The sequence below is a fragment of the Streptomyces sp. SID5785 genome, assembly GCF_009870065.1.
GTDB lineage: Bacteria > Actinomycetota > Actinomycetes > Streptomycetales > Streptomycetaceae > Streptomyces.
In genome coordinates this window covers 1-18,478 of the sequence record NZ_WWIA01000495.1, presented here as the reverse complement: position 1 = coordinate 18,478, position 18,478 = coordinate 1, and the positions used below count along the sequence as shown (strand labels likewise).

At 71.9% G+C, this 18,478-nt stretch carries 17 protein-coding genes and 2 pseudogenes; 15 read left to right on the top strand and 4 right to left on the bottom strand.

Annotation, left to right across the window (positions count from 1 at the left end):
- Positions 1 to 580, top strand: a pseudogene (locus GTW43_RS16145) (hypothetical protein); the annotation flags it as partial.
- Here the strand turns inward: GTW43_RS16145 and GTW43_RS16140 are convergent.
- A complete protein-coding gene (locus tag GTW43_RS16140; protein WP_161302727.1) occupies positions 577 to 1,149 on the bottom strand; it encodes a DinB family protein in 573 nt (190 codons plus the stop codon). The pseudogene GTW43_RS16145 and the gene GTW43_RS16140 overlap by 4 nt on opposite strands.
- 136 nt (positions 1,150 to 1,285) lie before the next feature.
- Here GTW43_RS16140 and thrS point away from each other — a divergent pair, with 136 nt between their 5' ends.
- Entirely contained in the window at positions 1,286 to 3,265 is a 1,980-nt protein-coding gene (thrS, locus tag GTW43_RS16135; protein ID WP_161302726.1) for a threonine--tRNA ligase, read from the top strand.
- 30 nt (positions 3,266 to 3,295) lie between these two features.
- Here the strand turns inward: thrS and GTW43_RS16130 are convergent, their stop codons facing one another.
- Positions 3,296 to 3,982 (bottom strand): potassium channel family protein, encoded by a 687-nt coding sequence (locus GTW43_RS16130; protein ID WP_161302725.1) that lies wholly within the window; start codon positions 3,980 to 3,982, stop codon positions 3,296 to 3,298.
- Between the two features lie 67 nt (positions 3,983 to 4,049).
- On the opposite strand from GTW43_RS16130, the gene GTW43_RS16125 reads away from it, so the two are divergent.
- Entirely contained in the window at positions 4,050 to 4,613 is a 564-nt protein-coding gene (locus tag GTW43_RS16125; RefSeq protein ID WP_161302724.1) for an HIT domain-containing protein, read from the top strand.
- 18 nt (positions 4,614 to 4,631) lie between these two features.
- Here GTW43_RS16125 and GTW43_RS16120 read toward each other — a convergent pair whose 3' ends face one another.
- Entirely contained in the window at positions 4,632 to 6,374 is a 1,743-nt protein-coding gene (locus GTW43_RS16120) for a hypothetical protein (RefSeq protein WP_161302723.1), read from the bottom strand.
- A 211-nt stretch (positions 6,375 to 6,585) separates the two neighbouring features.
- Positions 6,586 to 8,793 (bottom strand): elongation factor G-like protein EF-G2, encoded by a 2,208-nt coding sequence (locus tag GTW43_RS16115; protein WP_161302722.1) that lies wholly within the window; start codon positions 8,791 to 8,793, stop codon positions 6,586 to 6,588.
- Positions 8,794 to 9,011: 218 nt separating this feature from the next.
- Between GTW43_RS16115 and pgsA the strand changes: the two genes are divergently transcribed.
- The 12 genes and pseudogenes from pgsA to GTW43_RS16055 form a co-directional block, all read left to right on the top strand.
- Complete coding sequence (pgsA, locus tag GTW43_RS16110) at positions 9,012 to 9,728, top strand: phosphatidylinositol phosphate synthase (RefSeq protein WP_161302728.1); 717 nt, start codon at positions 9,012 to 9,014, stop codon at positions 9,726 to 9,728.
- On the top strand, positions 9,725 to 10,648 hold the full coding sequence (locus GTW43_RS16105) for a phosphatidylinositol mannoside acyltransferase (RefSeq protein ID WP_161302721.1): 924 nt from the start codon (positions 9,725 to 9,727) through the stop codon (positions 10,646 to 10,648). Before pgsA ends, GTW43_RS16105 begins: the two co-directional genes overlap by 4 nt.
- Positions 10,645 to 11,805: a glycosyltransferase family 4 protein gene (locus GTW43_RS16100; protein WP_161302720.1), complete on the top strand. Its 1,161-nt coding sequence runs from the start codon at positions 10,645 to 10,647 to the stop codon at positions 11,803 to 11,805. Before GTW43_RS16105 ends, GTW43_RS16100 begins: the two co-directional genes overlap by 4 nt.
- 27 nt (positions 11,806 to 11,832) lie before the next feature.
- Entirely contained in the window at positions 11,833 to 12,384 is a 552-nt protein-coding gene (locus GTW43_RS16095) for a hypothetical protein (protein ID WP_161302719.1), read from the top strand.
- 127 nt (positions 12,385 to 12,511) lie between these two features.
- A complete protein-coding gene (pdxS, locus tag GTW43_RS16090) occupies positions 12,512 to 13,426 on the top strand; it encodes a pyridoxal 5'-phosphate synthase lyase subunit PdxS (protein WP_161302718.1) in 915 nt (304 codons plus the stop codon).
- 5 nt (positions 13,427 to 13,431) lie between these two features.
- Positions 13,432 to 14,037 (top strand): pyridoxal 5'-phosphate synthase glutaminase subunit PdxT, encoded by a 606-nt coding sequence (gene pdxT / locus GTW43_RS16085; RefSeq protein WP_161302717.1) that lies wholly within the window; start codon positions 13,432 to 13,434, stop codon positions 14,035 to 14,037.
- Positions 14,038 to 14,086: 49 nt separating this feature from the next.
- On the top strand, positions 14,087 to 14,839 hold the full coding sequence (locus GTW43_RS16080) for a YebC/PmpR family DNA-binding transcriptional regulator (RefSeq protein WP_161302716.1): 753 nt from the start codon (positions 14,087 to 14,089) through the stop codon (positions 14,837 to 14,839).
- Between the two features lie 125 nt (positions 14,840 to 14,964).
- Positions 14,965 to 15,522, top strand: coding sequence for a crossover junction endodeoxyribonuclease RuvC (ruvC, locus tag GTW43_RS16075; protein WP_161302715.1), 558 nt, complete (start codon positions 14,965 to 14,967; stop codon positions 15,520 to 15,522).
- A complete protein-coding gene (gene ruvA / locus GTW43_RS16070; protein WP_161302714.1) occupies positions 15,519 to 16,130 on the top strand; it encodes a Holliday junction branch migration protein RuvA in 612 nt (203 codons plus the stop codon). Before ruvC ends, ruvA begins: the two co-directional genes overlap by 4 nt.
- 39 nt (positions 16,131 to 16,169) lie before the next feature.
- A complete protein-coding gene (ruvB, locus tag GTW43_RS16065) occupies positions 16,170 to 17,246 on the top strand; it encodes a Holliday junction branch migration DNA helicase RuvB (protein ID WP_161302713.1) in 1,077 nt (358 codons plus the stop codon).
- Positions 17,247 to 17,428: 182 nt separating this feature from the next.
- On the top strand, positions 17,429 to 17,932 hold the full coding sequence (gene yajC / locus GTW43_RS16060; RefSeq protein ID WP_161302712.1) for a preprotein translocase subunit YajC: 504 nt from the start codon (positions 17,429 to 17,431) through the stop codon (positions 17,930 to 17,932).
- A 143-nt stretch (positions 17,933 to 18,075) separates the two neighbouring features.
- A pseudogene (locus GTW43_RS16055) lies at positions 18,076 to 18,478 on the top strand (protein translocase subunit SecD); the annotation flags it as partial.

Below are 18,478 nucleotides of genomic sequence, written 5' to 3'. Positions count from 1 at the left end.
TACCGGCGGCATGGACGCGTTCGACGGCGCCGTCGAGGCCGGTGTCAGCCACGAACTCACCGAGGCGCTCGTCGCCCTGGTCGGCGGCACCGAGGGCGCCCGGGTCGGCGTCGCCTGGTCACCCGCCGCCGGAGTGCCCGCCGAGTGCACCGACGGCGACGCCCCCGTCGAGTTCTCGCCCGGCGACCTCGACGTGCTGCGCGAGGCCTCCGCGCGCTACCTGCACGCCGAGCCCGCCGTCTTCGTCCGCGTCACCGGCACCGTCGTGCGGCTGCGCCGCTCCGGGCCACGCGGCGAGGGCACCGTGCGCCTCCACGTCATCGCCGGCGCCGAGGTGCCCCACCTGCGGATGACACTCGACGAGGAGGCGTACCGGATCGCCGGGCACGCCCATCTCGTCGGCCTGCCGATCCGGGTGCACGGGCGCCTGGAGAGCCGCGGCGGCTTCCGGCGGCTGACCGGCGCGAGCGGCGTCGTCCCCGTCCAGGTCGAGGAGGCCGAGCGGGACCGCCTCATGAAGTCGCTCCAGGAGAACCTCGACTTCTTCGAGGAGGCCTGCACCGGAGGCGACGAACCCTAGGCAGTGTGCGTGTGTGCGTACAGATCCCTGAGCAGAGCGATCTCCGCGCCGTGATGGATCGTCTCGCGATGGATGTGCAGCACCAGCGTCGCCATCAGCTCCTGCGCGTACGGGCCCTCCGCCGGGCCGCACGGTGCGGCCAGCGCCGCCTCGTCCAGGCCGCGCACGCCCGCGATCCACAGGGCGTACGCCGCGTCGAGCCGCTCCAGCGCCTCGGCCGCCGTACCCGGATACGCGTACGTCGCGTAATCCGCCGGGGGACCGCCGAAGTGCGACGCGGTCCGCGCGCCCAGGACGCCGACCAGGAGATGGCCGAGACGCCACGCGATCGTCGTCACCGGCGCGGGCACCGGCTCCGGGTACGCGAAGTCGATCGTGAAGTCGCCCGAGCCCGCCTGCATCGCCGCCGTACCGGTGCCGCGCGGACGGACGCTCCACACCGCCTCCGGGTCCGCCACCGGCTCCCAGAAGTACTCGTCGTCGGTGAGCCCGGCCAGGCGCCCGCGCAGCTGGTTGCGCCAGTGCCAGTCGAGCTGCTCGGCCAGCAGAACGTTCCATTCCAGAGCCATGCCTCCACGCTAGGCCCTCGTCCTCTCCGTCCGCTCGGTCAACCGTTTCGCGTGTGGTCCCGGGGACTCGGTACGATCGGCTCTGCGCGCGTCACAGGTAATGGCGCGGCGTTTCGTCTTCAGGTAGGAGAGACCGGTGTCTGACGTCCGTGTGATCATCCAACGCGATTCCGAGCGGGAAGAGCGCGTGGTGACGACGGGCACTACGGCCGCCGAGCTCTTCGCCGGCGAGCGCAGCATCGTCGCGGCCCGCGTGGCCGGAGAGCTCAAGGACCTCGCGTACGCCGTCCAGGACGGCGAGGAGGTCGAGCCCGTCGAGATCACCTCCGAGGACGGCCTGAACATCCTGCGGCACTCCACCGCCCACGTGATGGCCCAGGCCGTGCAGGAGCTGTTCCCGGACGCCAAGCTCGGCATCGGCCCGCCCATCAAGGACGGCTTCTACTACGACTTCGACGTCAAGGAGCCGTTCACCCCCGAGGACCTCAAGCGCATCGAGAAGAAGATGCAGGAGATCCAGAAGCGGGGCCAGCGCTTCGCGCGCCGCGTCACCACCGACGCGGACGCCGCCGTCGAGCTCGCCGACGAGCCCTACAAGCTGGAGCTCATCGGCCTCAAGGGCAACGCGGCGCAGGCCGCCGACGGCGCCGACGCCGAGGTGGGCGCCGGCGAGCTGACCATCTACGACAACATCGACGCCAAGACCGGCGACCTGTGCTGGAAGGACCTCTGCCGCGGTCCCCACCTGCCCACCACCCGCGCCATCCCGGCGTTCAAGCTCATGCGCTCCGCCGCCGCCTACTGGCGGGGCAGCGAGAAGAACCCGCAGCTCCAGCGCATCTACGGCACCGCGTGGCCGACCAAGGACGAGCTCAAGGGCTACCTCGACTTCCTCGCCGAGGCCGAGAAGCGCGACCACCGCAAGCTGGGCGCCGAGCTCGACCTGTTCTCCTTCCCGGAGGAGCTCGGCCCGGGCCTCGCGGTCTTCCACCCCAAGGGCGGCGTGATCCGCAAGGTCATGGAGGACTACTCGCGGCGCCGCCACGAGGCCTCCGGCTACGAGTTCGTGAACACCCCGCACATCTCGAAGGAGCACCTCTTCGAGACCTCGGGCCACCTCCCGCACTACGCGGAGGGCATGTTCCCGCCCATCCAGTTCGACGAGCAGAACTACCGCCTCAAGGCGATGAACTGCCCGATGCACAACCTGATCTTCAAGTCGCGGGGCCGCTCCTACCGTGAGCTGCCGCTGCGCCTCTTCGAGTTCGGCACCGTGTACCGGTACGAGAAGTCCGGCGTCGTGCACGGCCTGACCCGCTCGCGCGGCTTCACGCAGGACGACTCGCACATCTACTGCACCAAGGAGCAGATGCCGGAGGAGCTCGACAAGCTCCTCACCTTCGTGCTCGACCTGCTGCGCGACTACGGCCTGACCGACTTCGAGCTCGAGCTGTCCACCCGCGACGAGTCCGACAAGTTCATCGGCACCGACGAGGACTGGGCCGAGGCCACCGAGGCGCTGCGGCTCGCCGCCGAGAAGCAGAACCTGCCGCTGGTCGCCGACCCGGGCGGCGCCGCCTACTACGGGCCGAAGATCTCCGTCCAGGTCAAGGACGCGATCGGCCGCTCCTGGCAGATGTCGACCCTCCAGGTCGACTTCAACCAGCCCAAGCGGTTCGGCCTCGAGTACACCGCCGCGGACGGCTCCCGCCAGCAGCCGGTCATGCTGCACCGCGCCCTCTTCGGCTCGATCGAGCGGTTCTTCGGAGTGCTCCTCGAGCACTACGCGGGCGCCTTCCCGGCGTGGCTCGCCCCCGTGCAGGCCGTCGGCATCCCGATCGGTGACGGGCACGTCGCGTACCTGGAGCAGTTCGCCGAGAAGGCGCGCGCCCAGGGGCTGCGCGTCGAGGTCGACGCCTCCTCGGACCGCATGCAGAAGAAGATCCGCAACCAGCAGAAGGCCAAGGTGCCCTTCATGGTCATCGCGGGCGACGAGGACATGAACGCCGGTTCGGTGTCCTTCCGCTACCGCGACGGCTCGCAGGAGAACGGCATCCCGGTCGAGGAGGCCATCGCCAAGATCGCGAAGGTCGTCGAGGAGCGCGCCCAGGTCTGACGGCGCGCCCAGGTCCGACGGCTCCGCCCGTCAGTCCGTGTCCGGGCCACGAGAGGCCTCCGGGGAGTTCCCCGGAGGCCTCTCGCCGTCCCGCGCGAACGCCTGCAGCAGCCAGGACGAGAACGCGCCGACGACCGCGCCCAGCAGCGCCAGGCCACAGCCCATCAACGCCACCGCGACCAGCCGGCCCAGCGGTGTCACCGGCGCCATGTCCCCGTAGCCGACGCTCGACACCGTCGTGCACGCCCACCACACCGCGTCGCCGTACGTACGGATCGTCGCGCCCGGGGCCGGCCGCTCCACGTGGTAGACCGCGAGGGACGCGGCGAAGCCGAGGAGCAGCGTCGACACCCCCGCGTACACGATCACGCGCGCGTGCAGCGAGAAGCGGGGCCGGTCGTGCCGCAGCTGCACCCGGTCGTAGGCCTGCACGATGCGCACCGGGCGCAGCAGCGGGAGCAGCAGGACCAGCGTGTCCAGCCAGTGGGTGCGCACGAAGCGCGGCCAGCGCTGCCCGCTGAGCCGCCGGCGCACCACGTAGTCCACGAGGAACACGCTCCACGCCGCGAACGTCACGGCCAGACACGCGTCGCGCAGCGGCCCCGGCAGCCCGTGGCCGAGCACCCGCAGCGCGTACGAGGCGAGGAAGAGCAGGGACGCCGCCGCGAGGACACCTGCGGTGCGTCGCTCCCAGCGGGCGAGGGCGCTGTCGGTCATCCGCACAGCATCGCCCGGCGCGGTGCGGGGCGGGCCCCGGCGACACGCCCTGCCGAGGTCACGCCATATGCTGCACAGCATGACGAGTGAGCCGGAGCAGCAGATCGGTCCAGTGGGTGAGCCGGACGGATTCGGGCGTCTGTGGACCCCGCACCGCATCGCGTACATCCAGGGCGAGGGCAAACCGACCGGCCCCGGTGCCGACGACGGCTGTCCGTTCTGCGCGGCCCCCGGCAAGACCGACGAGGACGCGCTGATCGTCGCGCGCGGCGAACACGTCTTCGCGATCCTCAATCTGTACCCGTACAACGGCGGGCACATGATGGTGCTGCCCTACCGGCACGTCGCCGACTACACCGATCTCGGCGACGCCGAGACGGTCGAGCTCGCCGACTTCACCAAGCGGGCGATGACCGCGCTGCGGGCCGCGTCCGGCGCGCACGGCTTCAACATCGGCATGAACCAGGGCGCCGTGGCCGGCGCGGGCATCGCCGCGCACCTGCACCAGCACATCGTCCCGCGCTGGGGCGGCGACACGAACTTCATGCCCGTCGTCGGGCACACCAAGGTGCTGCCGCAACTCCTCGCGGACACCCGCACCGCGCTCGCCAAGGCCTGGCCGAGCGCCTGACCCGGGACCGCGGAGGGCTCACGCGTCGTAGACGTCGGCCTTCCGCGGCGTGGGGTCCTGCACCAGACCGCTGAGCACGCCCGAGCGGTTCCCGAACTTCTCCGTGTCCACGCCGTGCTCCTTCAGCACCCGGAACGCGGCGGCGTGCACCACCCGCAGCACCGGCGTCGCCGTGCGCAGCGCGTCGTCCGCCATGAAGCGGTGCCGCCACGGCTGGTCGGCCCACGCGTGCCGCAGTCCGAACGGCTCGGGCAGCGTCAGGCGGCCGCCCAGATAGTCAAGGAGAGGCGGGTACCACGTCAGCGGGGCCCGGACGGCTATGCGCACGACCTCGTCCGCGTCGATCAGCGGCAGCGTCTTCGTGGTGGTCTCCCAGAACCGGACCGACTTGGAGACCTCCTTGGTCTTCGGCGCGGGCTTCGACGTGAACAGCGAGTTCACCGGTCCGAGCGCGTGGCCCGTCACCTCGATGCGCAGCGTGTCGTGCAGCACCGTCACGGTCACCAGCATGGTGATGACCAACTGGCCGTCCCACAGGGTGAACTGGACGCCCAGATAGTGGCGGTCGCCGCTGCCGAACTGCTGGTCGTTGCAGATGCGCTGTATCTCGTGCGACTTGATCCGGTACGCGTCGACGTCCTCACCCGTGGGGCGGGCGACGCCCTTCGCGTTCTCCCCGATCGGGGAGACGATCCAGTGCTCCACGGAGGGGCGCGGGAAGCCGCCCGTGTGCAGCTGCTTGCGCTCCAGGAGCTTCAGCTGGTCGTGGATCGCGCGCACGACGTCCCAGCTGCGGAACGGGTGGATCTCCTTGTCGGGGTCCACGGAGACCAGGTCCTCCGCGAGCTGCCAGCTGCCCCAGCGGGTGCCCATGCCCAGGATGCCCTTGGGGCCCGCGTAGAACACCGTGTTCGACTGCTGCTCGGCCGAGAGGCGGGCCAGGCTCTGGCGCAGCTGCTCCGCCGAGGTCTCGCCCGGGCTGCCGGGCACCGCCTCGGGGATCTTCGCGCCGATGCCTCCGCCGGACAGCAGTGCGTCCCAGCGCTCGCGCAGGTCCCGCGCGGTGCGCTCGCAGATCTGCCGCGCCCAGAAGCCGCCCACCAGCGGCAGCACGAACGACGCGCGCAGGTACCAGGCCCAGCCGCCGGCGAACGGCAGCCGGATCAGGACGATCACGACGGCCACGCCGACGACGGCCAGGAGCGCGGTGGTCAGCGCCGCCGTGCCGCGGACCTTGCGCTCCTTGGCGCGCGCCGCGGTCTTCGCCTCGCCGGCCGCGGCCTCCGCGGTGGCCTTCTCGGCCCGCGCCACCTTGTTGTTGCTCGTGCGGCGCAGCTGGAACGTGAGCAGCCACAGCAGGAAGCCGGGCAGGAACACGACCCCGAACAGCACCGTGACCAGGGTCAGCAGGGCGTCGCGCTGGCGCCGGATCCGGGTCGCGGCGAGGCAGTGCTCCACCACGACCTGCGGCTCGGTGCCGAAGGACTGGATGAGCGGCTTGCGGCCGCCGCCGAGCATCCGGACCTGGACGGCGCGGGAGAACGCCTCACCCAGATTCGGTGCGAACAGCGACCACACGCCCTTCTTCACCTCGGACGCGTGCCACTCGTTGTTCGCCTCCTCGATCTTCGCCGCGGGGTCGTCCCGGTAGGCCGCCGACGCGATGGCGAACGTCGCCGCGGTCTGGCCCGCGGAACCCTGCAGGGGGACCTGGGCCCCCGGCCTGAAATCGAACGCGTCGTCCGCCACTGCCGCCCCCATCACCGCACGTCTCGCACCGCACGTCGCTGCTGCGGCTCTTCCCGACTTCCTTGCCCCGCACACCTGTTGATCAGCTGATCGTCCTGATCGGGCTGATCGTCGACCAGCGTAACGGCCGCCACCGACATCCGTCCCGCCGAGCCGGACACCGGCCGCCGCACCGGGTGCACGGGGGCGCACGGGAGGACCGTGCGCCCAACTACGCGGTCGCCTAAGCGGAGTTCGCGGCCTGTTCCCTGATCCGCTCGCCGATGTGGGCCGGCATCGGCTCGTGCCGGACGTAGTCGCGGCTGAACCGGGCCGTGCCGTGCGACAGGGCCCGCAGATCGACCGCGTACCGGCCGATCTCGATCTCCGGCACCTCGGCCCGCACCAGCGTCCACCCGTCCGGGGCCTGTTCGGTGCCGACGACACGGCCCCGGCGCCCGGACAGGTCGCTCATCACGGCGCCCACGTAGTCGTCGCTCACGAGCACCCGCACCTCCGCCACCGGCTCCAGGAGGTGGATCCGCGCGTCCGTCGCGGCCTCCCGCAGCGCCAGCGCGCCGGCCGTCTGGAACGCGGCGTCCGAGGAGTCGACCGAGTGCGCCTTGCCGTCGATCAGCGTCACCCGCACGTCGATCAGCGGACAGCCGGCCGCGACGCCCCGGGCCGCCTGGGCCCGTACGCCCTTCTCCACGGACGGGATGAACTGGCGCGGCACGGCTCCGCCGACGACCTTGTCGACGAACTCGATGCCCGAGCCGTTCGGCAGCGGCTCCACCTCGATCTCGCAGACCGCGTACTGGCCGTGCCCGCCGGACTGCTTCACGTGGCGGCCGCGCCCCGTCGCCCGGTCCGCGAACGTCTCGCGCAGCGACACCCGGTGCGGCACGACGTCCACCTGCACCCCGTAGCGGCCCGACAGCCGCTCCAGAGTGACGTCCGCGTGCGCCTCGCCCAGGCACCACAGCACCACCTGGTGCGTGTCCGGGTTCTGCTCGAGACGCATCGTCGGGTCCTCGGCGACCAGCCGCGCGAGCCCCTGCGACAGCTTGTCCTCGTCGGCCTTGCCGTGCGCCTGGATCGCCAGCGGCAGCAGCGGGTCCGGCATGTCCCAGGGCGCCATGAGCAGCGGGTCGTCCTTCGCCGACAGGGTGTCGCCGGTCTCGGCCCGGCCGAGCTTCGCCACGCACGCGAGGTCTCCGGCGATGCAGTGCGACAACGGCCGCTGCTGCTTGCCGAACGGCACCGACAGCGCCCCCACCCGCTCGTCCAGGTCGTGGTCCTCGTGCCCGCGGTCGGCCAGCCCGTGCCCCGACACGTGCACCGTGTCGTCGGGCCGCAGCGTCCCGGAGAAGACGCGCACCAGGGAGACGCGCCCCACGTACGGGTCCGATGCCGTCTTCACGACCTCGGCCACCAGCGGGCCGTCCGGGTCACAGACCGGGATCGCGCGCGGGACGCCGTCCGGAGTGCTCACCGCCGGCGCCGCGCGCTCCAGCGGGGTCGGGAAACCGCCCGTGATCAGCTCCAGGAGCTCGACCGTGCCGATGCCCTGCCGCGCGCCCTCCGGGGCCGGGGCTGCCGCGAGGACGGGATGGAACGTGCCGCGCGCGACGGCCCGCTCCAGGTCGTCGACGAGCGTCTTGACGTCGATCTCCTCGCCGCCCAGATAGCGGTCCATGAGGGTCTCGTCCTCGCTCTCGGCGATGATCCCCTCGATGAGCCGGGCCCGCGCCTCCTCCAGGCCGGGCACCTGCGCCGCGTCCGGCGCGGACTCCTCCAGCGCGCCCGACGCGTAGGCGTGGATGCGCTGCGAGAGCAGGCCGATCAGGCCGGTCACGGGGGAGTGGCCGTCCGCGGTCCGCTCACCGTGCAGCGGCAGGTACAGCGGCAGCACCGCGTCGGGGTCGTCCCCGCCGAAGGCCTGCGCACAGACCCGCGTCATCTCGTCGAAGTCCGCCCGCGCCGCCTCCAGGTGCGTGATCACGATGGCCCGCGGCATCCCGACGGCCGCGCACTCCTCCCACAACGCGCGCGTGGTGCCCGCCATGCTCTCGGGCCCGTCCGCCGCCGAGACGACGAAGAGGGCCGCGTCCGCCGCCCGCAGACCGGCCCTCAGCTCCCCGACGAAATCCGCGTATCCGGGGGTGTCCAGGAGATTGACCTTGCAGCCGCCCCAGTCGACCGGCACCAGCGAGAGCTGCACCGAGCGCTGCCGCCGCCGTTCGATGTCGTCGTAGTCGGAGACACAGGTGCCGTCCTCGACCCGGCCGGCCCGGTTCACCGCCCCCGCCGTCAGCGCGAGGGCCTCCACCAGCGTCGTCTTGCCGGAGCCGCTCGGGCCGACCAGGACCACGTTGCGTACGTCCGCGGGCCGGTCGGCCGCAGCCGCCCTGCCGGCGGCCCCGGGGTGTGCGTGTGCCTTGTCGCCCATGTCCTGTGCCTCCCGGTTCGCTTCCCACGGTGAGGTGGCCCGTCGGGGCCCGCGGAGATCCGGCGGGCGGACACGCGGACCCGCGTGTGGGAGGCGGCTCCGGCGACGCCCGCGGTGTCTTCGAGCTTTGCACTCGCGTCACGGTGCGTCCATACGTCGTACGGGATCGCACGCGCGCGTGGTGGCCCGGCGGCCGCCGGAGCCCGCGCGTGACTACGATGGGCCAGCCGGTGGCCAGAGGGGCCGCACGGCCACCGACCCTCGGGAAGGCCATGCTGAACAAGTACGCGCGTGCATTCTTCACGCGTGTCCTCACACCGTTCGCCGCGTTTCTGATCCGCCGCGGGGTCAGTCCCGACGCGGTCACGCTCCTCGGGACCGCCGGGGTGGTGGCGGGCGCGCTGGTCTTCTACCCGCGCGGTGAGTTCTTCTGGGGCACCGTCGTCATCACGCTGTTCGTCTTCTCGGACCTCGTCGACGGCAACATGGCGCGCCAGCTGGGCCGCTCGAGCCGCTGGGGCGCGTTCCTGGACTCGACGCTCGACCGCGTCGCGGACAGCGCCATCTTCGGCGGCCTCGCGCTCTGGTACGCGGGCGGCGGCGACGACAACGTGCTGTGCGCGGTCTCCATCTTCTGTCTGGCCAGCGGTCAGGTCGTCTCGTACACGAAGGCCCGCGGTGAGGCGATCGGTCTGCCCGTCGCGGTCAACGGCCTCGTCGAGCGCGCCGAGCGGCTCGTCATCTCGCTCGTCGCGGCCGGCTTCGCCGGTCTGCACGAGTTCGGCGTGCCCGGCATCCAGTACCTGCTGCCCGTCGCCCTGTGGATCGTCGCCGTCGGCAGCCTCGTCACGCTGATCCAGCGCGTGGTCACCGTCCGCCGCGAGTCCGCCGAGGCCGACGCAGCGGCCGCGGCCCAGGAGGGGGCCACCTCGTGAGCGGCGCCCAGGAGCGGGTCACGGACGCGCTGTACGGGCTCGGCTGGGCCACCGTCAAGAAGCTGCCCGAGCCGGTCGCACGGCGCCTGGGCCGCACCGTCGCCGACGCCGCCTGGCGCAGGCGTGGCAAGGGCGTGCTGCGCCTGGAGGCGAACCTCGCGCGCGTGGTGCCCGACGCCACGCCCCAGCGCCTGCAACAGCTCTCCCGCGCGGGCATGCGCTCCTACCTGCGGTACTGGATGGAGTCCTTCCGGCTGCCCGCGTGGAGCAAGGACCGCATCAAGGGCGGCTTCGCGCCCCAGGACGTGCACCACCTGACCGAAGGCCTCGCCTCGGGCCGGGGCGTCATCCTCGCGCTGCCCCACATGGGCAACTACGACCTGGCGGGCGCGTGGGTCACCACCAAGCTGGAGACCCCGTTCACCACCGTCGCCGAGCGGCTCAAACCGGAGACGCTCTACGACCGCTTCGTCGCCTACCGCGAGGGCCTCGGCATGGAGGTCCTGCCGCACACCGGCGGCGCCGCGTTCGGCACCCTGGCGCGGCGGCTGCGCGCCGGCGGCCTCGTCTGTCTGGTCGCCGACCGCGACCTGTCCGCCTCCGGCGTCGAGGTCAAGTTCTTCGGCGAGACGACGCGGATGCCGGCCGGACCGGCCATGCTCGCCCAGCAGACCGGGGCCCTGCTGCTGCCCGTGACGCTCTGGTACGACTCCTCGCCCGTCATGCGGGGCCGCGTGCACCCGCCCGTCGACGTCCCCGAGACAGGTACCCGGGCCGAGAAGACGTCTGTCATGGCACAGGCCGTGGCGGACGCCTTCGCCACCGGCATCGCGGACCACCCGGAGGACTGGCACATGCTGCAGCGACTGTGGCTCTCCGACCTGGAGACCGCCCGCAAGCCCGAGGAGCCGCCGGCGTGAGGATCGGCATCGTCTGCCCGTACTCCTGGGACGTGCCGGGCGGCGTCCAGTTCCACATCCGCGACCTCGCCGAGCACCTGGGCGCCCTCGGGCACGAGGTCTCCGTCCTCGCCCCGTCCGACGACGACACCCCGCTGCCGCCCTACGTGGTGTCCGCGGGCCGCGCCGTGCCGGTGCCGTACAACGGCTCGGTGGCGCGGCTGAACTTCGGCTTCCTGAGCGCCGCGCGCGTACGGCGCTGGCTGCACGACGGCATGTTCGACGTCATCCACATCCACGAGCCGACCTCCCCGTCGCTCGGCCTGCTCACCTGCTGGGCGGCGCAGGGGCCCATCGTCGCCACGTTCCACACGTCGAACCCGCGCTCGCGCGCGATGATCGCCGCCTACCCGATCCTGCAGCCCGCCCTGGAGAAGATCAGCGCGCGCATCGCGGTGTCCGAGTACGCGCGGCGCACCCTCGTCGAGCACCTGGGCGGCGACGCGGTCGTCATCCCGAACGGCGTCGACGTGGACTTCTTCGCGCGCGCCGAGCCGCGGCCCGAGTGGCAGGGCGGCACCATCGGCTTCATCGGGCGCATCGACGAGCCCCGCAAGGGCCTGCCCGTCCTCATGAAGGCGCTGCCCAAGATCCTCGCCGAGCGCCCCGGCACCCGGCTCCTGGTAGCGGGCCGCGGCGACGAGGAGGAGGCCGTCGCCTCGCTGCCGCGCGAGATGCGCGACCGCGTCGAGTTCCTCGGCATGGTCAGCGACGAGGACAAGGCCAGGCTGCTGCGCAGCGTCGACGTGTACGTCGCCCCGAACACGGGCGGCGAGAGCTTCGGCATCATCCTCGTCGAGGCGCTGTCGGCGGGCGCCCCCGTGCTCGCCTCCGACCTCGACGCCTTCGCGCAGGTCCTCGACCAGGGCGCCGCCGGCGAGCTGTTCACCAACGAGGACGCCGACGACCTGGCCGCCGCCGCACTGCGGCTGCTCGCCGCACCGGAGCGCCGCGCCGAACTGCGGGAGCGGGGCAGCCGGCACGTGCGCCGCTTCGACTGGTCGACCGTCGGCGCGGACATCCTGTCGGTGTACGAGACGGTGGCCCAGGGCGCCTCGGCCGTGGCCGAGGACGAACGCACGGGCCTGTGGGGCCGGCTGAAGGCCGCGCGGGACTGACCCCGCGACACGGTAGCCTCACCTGTCGTGGATCTCCCCTTGACCCTGCTGTGGATCGTCGTCGCCCTCGTCCTCGTCGGGGTCTATCTCAGCTGGACGGCCGGCCGCCTCGACCGGCTGCACACCAGGATCGACTCGTCCCGCGCCGCACTCGACGCCCAGCTGCTGCGCCGCGCGTCCGTGGCCCAGGAGCTGGCGACGTCCGGCGTGCTCGACCCGGCCGCCTCGATCGTCCTGTACGAGGCCGCGCACGCCGCACGGCAGGCCGAGGAGGAGCACCGCGAGGTCGCCGAGAGCGAGCTCAGCCAGGCGCTGCGCGCCGTCTTCGGCGAGAGCGACCAGGTCGAGGAGGTCAGGGCCGCGCCCGGTGGCGAGGAGGCCGCCGAGGAACTGGCCCAGGCCGTCCGCCGGGTGCCCATGGCGCGCCGGTTCCACAACGACGCCGTACGGGCCGCGCGCGCCCTGCGCCGGCACCGCAAGGTCCGCTGGTTCCGGCTCGCCGGGCACGCGCCGTTCCCGCTGGCCTTCGAGATGGACGACGTGCCGCCGGCCGCCCTCGCCGACCGGGCCACCGGCTGATCACCAGCGGGTTCGCAGGCCAAAAGGAGCCACCGCCTCACTATTGGCCCTTGCAGTGGCCTGAGGCCCGGATGTTTCCTCGGTGCAGCAACACTCCTCTTCACTGCGTTCACCGAGCGAGGTCCCCGTGTCCACTGCGCCCATTTCCGAGAACCAGGCTCCTGCCACCGGCACCGCCCGCGTCAAGCGCGGCATGGCCGAGCAGCTCAAGGGCGGCGTCATCATGGACGTCGTCACGCCGGAGCAGGCGAAGATCGCCGAGGACGCGGGCGCCGTCGCCGTCATGGCCCTGGAGCGGGTCCCCGCGGACATCCGCAAGGACGGCGGCGTGGCCCGCATGTCCGACCCGGACATGATCGAGGGCATCATCGGCGCCGTCTCGATCCCGGTCATGGCCAAGTCCCGCATCGGCCACTTCGTCGAGGCCCAGGTCCTGCAGTCGCTCGGCGTCGACTACATCGACGAGTCCGAGGTCCTCACCCCGGCCGACGAGGTCAACCACAGCGACAAGTTCGCCTTCACCACGCCCTTCGTCTGTGGCGCCACCAACCTCGGCGAGGCCCTGCGCCGCATCGCCGAGGGCGCGGCCATGATCCGCTCCAAGGGCGAGGCCGGGACGGGCAACGTGGTGGAGGCCGTCCGCCACCTGCGCCAGATCAAGAACGAGATCGCCCGCCTGCGCGGCTACGACAACAACGAGCTGTACGCCGCCGCCAAGGAGCTGCGCGCCCCCTACGAGCTCGTCAAGGAGGTCTCCGAGCTCGGCCGGCTGCCCGTCGTGCTGTTCTCCGCCGGCGGTGTCGCCACCCCGGCCGACGCCGCGCTGATGCGCCAGCTCGGCGCCGAGGGCGTCTTCGTCGGCTCCGGCATCTTCAAGTCCGGCGACCCGGCCAAGCGTGCCGCCGCCATCGTCAAGGCCACCACCTTCTACGACGACCCGAAGATCATCGCCGACGCGTCCCGCAACCTGGGCGAGGCCATGGTCGGCATCAACTGCGACACGCTCCCCGAGACCGAGCGCTACGCGAACCGGGGCTGGTAACGACCGTGAGCACCCCCGTCATCGGCGTCCTGGCGCTCCAGGGCGACGTCCGGGAGCACCTCATCGCCCTGGCCGCGGCGGACGCCGTGGCCAGGCCGGTGCGGCGCCCCGAGGAACTGGCCGAGGTCGACGGCCTGATCATCCCCGGCGGCGAGTCGACCACGATCTCCAAGCTGGCCCACCTCTTCGGCCTGCTGGAGCCCCTGCGCACGCGCGTGCACGCGGGGATGCCCGTCTACGGCACCTGCGCGGGCATGATCATGCTCGCCGACAAGATCCTCGACCCGCGCTCCGGCCAGGAGACGATCGGCGGCATCGACATGATCGTGCGCCGCAACGCCTTCGGACGGCAGAACGAGTCCTTCGAGGCCGCCGTCGCGGTCCGCGGAGTCCCGGGCGATCCCGTGGAGGGCGTCTTCATCCGCGCCCCCTGGGTCGAGTCCGTCGGGGCCGGTGCACAGGTGCTCGCCGAGCACGGGGGGCACATCGTCGCCGTGCGCCAGGGCAACGCCCTCGCGACGTCCTTCCACCCCGAGCTCACCGGCGACCACCGGCTCCACGCCCTGTTCGTCGACATGGTGCGGGGCAAGGAGGCGCCGGGTTCCTTGTAGGATCTCTGGCGTTCGTTGTTGAGGTTGGTTACGCGAAGGAGACAGGCAGATGTCCGGCCACTCTAAATGGGCTACGACGAAGCACAAGAAGGCCGTGATCGACGCCAAGCGCGGCAAGCTCTTCGCGAAGCTGATCAAGAACATCGAGGTCGCGGCGCGCATGGGCGGCACGGACGTCGAGGGCAACCCGACGCTGTACGACGCCATCCAGAAGGCGAAGAAGCAGTCGGTCCCGAACAAGAACATCGACTCCGCGGTCAAGCGCGGCGGCGGCCTCGAGGCCGGCGGCGCCGACTACGAGACGATCATGTACGAGGGCTACGGGCCCAACGGCGTCGCGGTGCTCATCGAGTGCCTCACGGACAACCGCAACCGCGCCGCGTCGGACGTCCGCGTCGCCATGACGCGCAACGGCGGCAACATGGCGGACCCGGGCTCCGTGGCGTACCTGTTCAACCGCAAGGGCGTCGTCATCGTCCCCAAGGGCGAGCTGTCCGAGGACGACGTGCTCGGTGCCGTGCTCGACGCGGGCGCCGAGGAGGTCAACGACCTGGGCGAGTCCTTCGAGGTCCTCTCCGAGGCCACCGACCTCGTCGCGGTCCGCACCGCGCTGCAGGAGGCCGGCATCGACTACGACTCGGCCGACGCCAACTTCGTCCCGACCATGCAGGTCGAGCTCGACGAAGAGGGCGCCCGCAAGATCTTCAAGCTGATCGACGCCCTCGAGGACAGCGACGACGTGCAGAACGTCTTCGCGAACTTCGACGTCTCCGACGAGGTCATGGAGAAGGTCGACGCCTGAGCCGGCGGCGTGACAGGACACGAGCGGCGGGCCGACGGGACACACCCCGTCGGCCCGCCGCTTTGTCAGTGGCACCCGATAGCCTGCGCAAACAGACGAGCGAGAGTCGAGAACGGGGGCGCGACGTGCGCGTACTGGGTGTGGACCCGGGGCTGACCCGGTGCGGTGTCGGCGTGGTCGAGGGGGTCGCGGGCCGGCCCCTGACCATGCGGGGCGTCGGCGTCGTGCGCACCCCGGCCGACGCCGAGCTCGGCCTACGCCTCGTCGCCGTCGAGCAGGGCATCGAGCAGTGGCTCGACGACTACCGGCCCGAGTGCGTCGCCGTGGAGCGCGTGTTCAGCCAGCACAACGTGCGCACGGTGATGGGCACCGCGCAGGCCAGCGCCGTCGCCATGCTCTGCGCCGCCCGCCGCGGCATCCCCGTCGCCCTGCACACGCCGAGCGAGGTCAAGGCCGCCGTCACCGGCAGCGGCCGCGCCGACAAGGCACAGGTCGGCGCCATGGTCACCCGGCTCCTGCGGCTCGACGCCCCGCCGAAGCCGGCCGACGCCGCCGACGCCCTGGCCCTCGCCATCTGCCACATCTGGCGCGCCCCCGCGCAGAACAGACTGCAGCAGGCCGTGGCCCTGCACTCCGCCCAGCACGGCACCTCAGCGCCCGTATCGAAAGGCCGTACCGCATGATCGCCTTCGTGAGCGGCCCCGTCGCCGCACTCGCCCCCGACGCCGCGGTGGTCGAGGTGGGCGGGATCGGCATGGCCGTCCAGTGCACGCCCGACACCCTGTCGACGCTGCGCGTCGGACAGCAGACCAAGCTCGCCACCTCCCTCGTCGTCCGGGAGGACTCGCTCACCCTGTACGGCTTCGCGGACGACGACGAGCGGCAGACCTTCGAGCTGCTCCAGACGGCCAGCGGCGTCGGCCCGCGCCTCGCCCAGGCGATGCTCGCCGTGCACCGCCCCGACGACCTGCGCCGTGCGGTCTCCACCGGCGACGAGAAGGCGCTCACGGCCGTCCCCGGCATCGGCAAGAAGGGCGCCCAGAAGCTCCTCCTGGAGCTGAAGGACCGTCTCGGCGAGCCCCTCGGCACCGGCGGTCCGGCGATCGGCACCGCGGTCGCCGCGGGCTGGCGCGAGCAGCTGCACGCCGCACTCATCGGCCTCGGCTACGCGACCAGAGAGGCCGACGAGGCGGTCGCGGCGGTGGCCCCGCAGGCCGAGGCGGCCGGTGGCACCCCGCAGGTGGGGCAGCTCCTCAAGGCGGCCCTGCAGACCCTCAACCGCACGCGCTGAGCACGCCCGCCCCCCATCCCGTAACGCGAGGCACAGAACATGAACTGGGACGAGACGACCGACGCCGCCGAGCCCGAGGCCGACCGGCTCGTCGGTGCGTCCGCCGACCACGAGGACCAGGCGGTCGAGGCGGCGCTGCGCCCCAAGGACCTGGGCGAGTTCATCGGCCAGGAGAAGGTCAGGGAGCAGCTCGACCTCGTGCTGCGGGCCGCCCGCGCGCGCGGCGCGACCGCCGACCACGTGCTGCTCTCCGGCGCCCCCGGTCTCGGCAAGACCACCCTCTCCATGATCATCGCGGCGGAGATGGGTGCCCCGATCCGCATCACCTCGGGCCCCGCCATCCAGCACGCCGGCGACCTCGCCGCGATCCTCTCGTCCCTCCAGGAGGGCGAGGTTCTCTTCCTCGACGAGATCCACCGCATGTCGCGTCCCGCCGAGGAGATGCTGTACATGGCGATGGAGGACTTCCGCGTCGACGTCATCGTCGGCAAGGGCCCCGGCGCCACCGCCATCCCGCTCGAGCTGCCCCCCTTCACCCTGGTCGGCGCCACCACGCGCGCGGGCCTGCTGCCGCCCCCGCTGCGCGACCGCTTCGGTTTCACCGCGCACATGGAGTTCTACGAGCCGGCCGAGCTCAAGCGCGTCGTGCACCGCTCCGCGCACCTCCTGGACGTCGAGGTCGATCCGCAGGGCGCCGCCGAGATCGCCGGCCGCTCCCGCGGCACACCCCGTATCGCGAACCGGCTGCTGCGCCGCGTGCGCGACTACGCGCAGGTCAAGGCGGACGGCCACATCGACCGGGACGTCGCCGCCGCTGCGCTCGCCGTCTACGAGGTGGACGGCCGGGGCCTGGACCGGCTGGACCGGGCGGTGCTCGAGGCCCTGCTCAAGCTGTTCGGCGGCGGCCCGGTCGGGCTGTCGACCCTCGCCGTCGCGGTGGGGGAGGAGCGCGAGACGGTCGAGGAGGTCGCCGAGCCGTTCCTCGTGCGCGAGGGGCTGCTCGCGCGCACGCCCCGCGGCCGCGTCGCGACCCCCGCGGCCTGGGCACATCTGGGTCTCACCGCGCCGCAGGGAAGACCGGGCGCAAGCGGACAAGGGGACCTCTTCGGGGCGTGACGGCGCGCGTAGTCGCCCGGGCAGGAACCCCGGTGCGATGCTGAGCGTTGTTCCCAGATGGCGGACTCGCTTAGACTCCGCCGACGTCGTCCTTCTGGTTTCGCTGGTTCCGGACGACGGACGACCCCCCAACCCGACAAGGCCGCACCCCCCGCGCGGTCGCCTGAAGGAAGTTCCCACCCGTGAGTCTCGCAGCCCTCCTCCCGTTCGTTGTGCTCATCGGGGCCATGTTCCTGATGACCCGGTCTGCCAAGAAGAAGCAGTCGCAGGCCGCCCAGATGCGCAATGACATGCAGCCCGGATCCGGCGTCCGCACGATCGGGGGCATGTACGCCACGGTCAAGGAGGTCAACGAGGACACGGTCCTCCTCGACGCGGGCCCCGGCGTCCACCTGATGTTCGCGAAGAACGCCATCGGCGCGGTCCTGACCGATGACGAGTACAACCGCATCGTGCACGGCGTCGAGGCCGACGACGCGCTGACCGACGACGCCGTCGTGCCGGACGACGCGTCCTCCCTCACCGAGACCGACGAGACCGCCGCCGCCGACGACTCGCGCATCGACCTCGGCAAGAAGGACGAGCCCGCCGAGGCCGACAAGCCTGCCGAGGCCGCCGAGGCCCCGAAGGCCGCCGCCGAGGACGCCGAGCCGAAGAAGACCGACGGCGAGTCCGACGCGAAGTAGTCACGACCACCTCCGTGGGGCCTGCCGTCGTGCGGTGCCCCGCGGTCCTGGTTCGTGCGTGACCCGCGCGGAATCTCGACCATTTCGTGGCCGTCCGAGCACGCATCCCCGATGCCGGACGGATGGAGAGGGAGTACGAGAAGGTGGCCACACCTAAAAAGAGCCGAGGGGCGGGGGCGCAGAGCAAGCCGGGCCGCGCCCTGAGTCTGATCGTGATCATCATGGTCGCGCTCGTCGGTGGGATGTTCATCTCCGGTACGTTCACGCCCCGCCTCGGCATCGACCTCGCGGGCGGCACCAGCATCACGCTGCAGGCCAAGAACGAGCCGGGCAAGCCCAACGCGATCAACAAGACCAACATGGACACCGCGGCGGACATCATCAACCGCCGTGTCAACGGCATGGGTGTGTCCGAGGCCGAGGTCCAGACTCAGGGCAACGACAACATCATCGTCAACATCCCCCGGGGCACGAACCAGAAGCAGGCGCGCGAGCAGGTCGGCACGACCGCTCAGCTCTACTTCCGCCCCGTCCTGACGGTGGCCG

What these genes read in the sequence shown, in the direction of transcription:
- ruvB (WP_161302713.1), top strand. Translation starts at nt 16,170, where the DNA reads ATGAACTGGGACGAGACGACCGACGCCGCCGAGCCCGAGGCCGACCGG.
- GTW43_RS16080 (WP_161302716.1), top strand. Translation starts at nt 14,087, where the DNA reads ATGTCCGGCCACTCTAAATGGGCTACGACGAAGCACAAGAAGGCCGTG.
- ruvA (WP_161302714.1), top strand. Translation starts at nt 15,519, where the DNA reads ATGATCGCCTTCGTGAGCGGCCCCGTCGCCGCACTCGCCCCCGACGCC.
- GTW43_RS16130 (WP_161302725.1), bottom strand. Translation starts at nt 3,982, where the DNA reads ATGACCGACAGCGCCCTCGCCCGCTGGGAGCGACGCACCGCAGGTGTC.
- GTW43_RS16125 (WP_161302724.1), top strand. Translation starts at nt 4,050, where the DNA reads ATGCTGCACAGCATGACGAGTGAGCCGGAGCAGCAGATCGGTCCAGTG.
- GTW43_RS16120 (WP_161302723.1), bottom strand. Translation starts at nt 6,374, where the DNA reads ATGGGGGCGGCAGTGGCGGACGACGCGTTCGATTTCAGGCCGGGGGCC.
- GTW43_RS16140 (WP_161302727.1), bottom strand. Translation starts at nt 1,149, where the DNA reads ATGGCTCTGGAATGGAACGTTCTGCTGGCCGAGCAGCTCGACTGGCAC.
- pgsA (WP_161302728.1), top strand. Translation starts at nt 9,012, where the DNA reads ATGGGCCAGCCGGTGGCCAGAGGGGCCGCACGGCCACCGACCCTCGGG.
- GTW43_RS16115 (WP_161302722.1), bottom strand. Translation starts at nt 8,793, where the DNA reads ATGGGCGACAAGGCACACGCACACCCCGGGGCCGCCGGCAGGGCGGCT.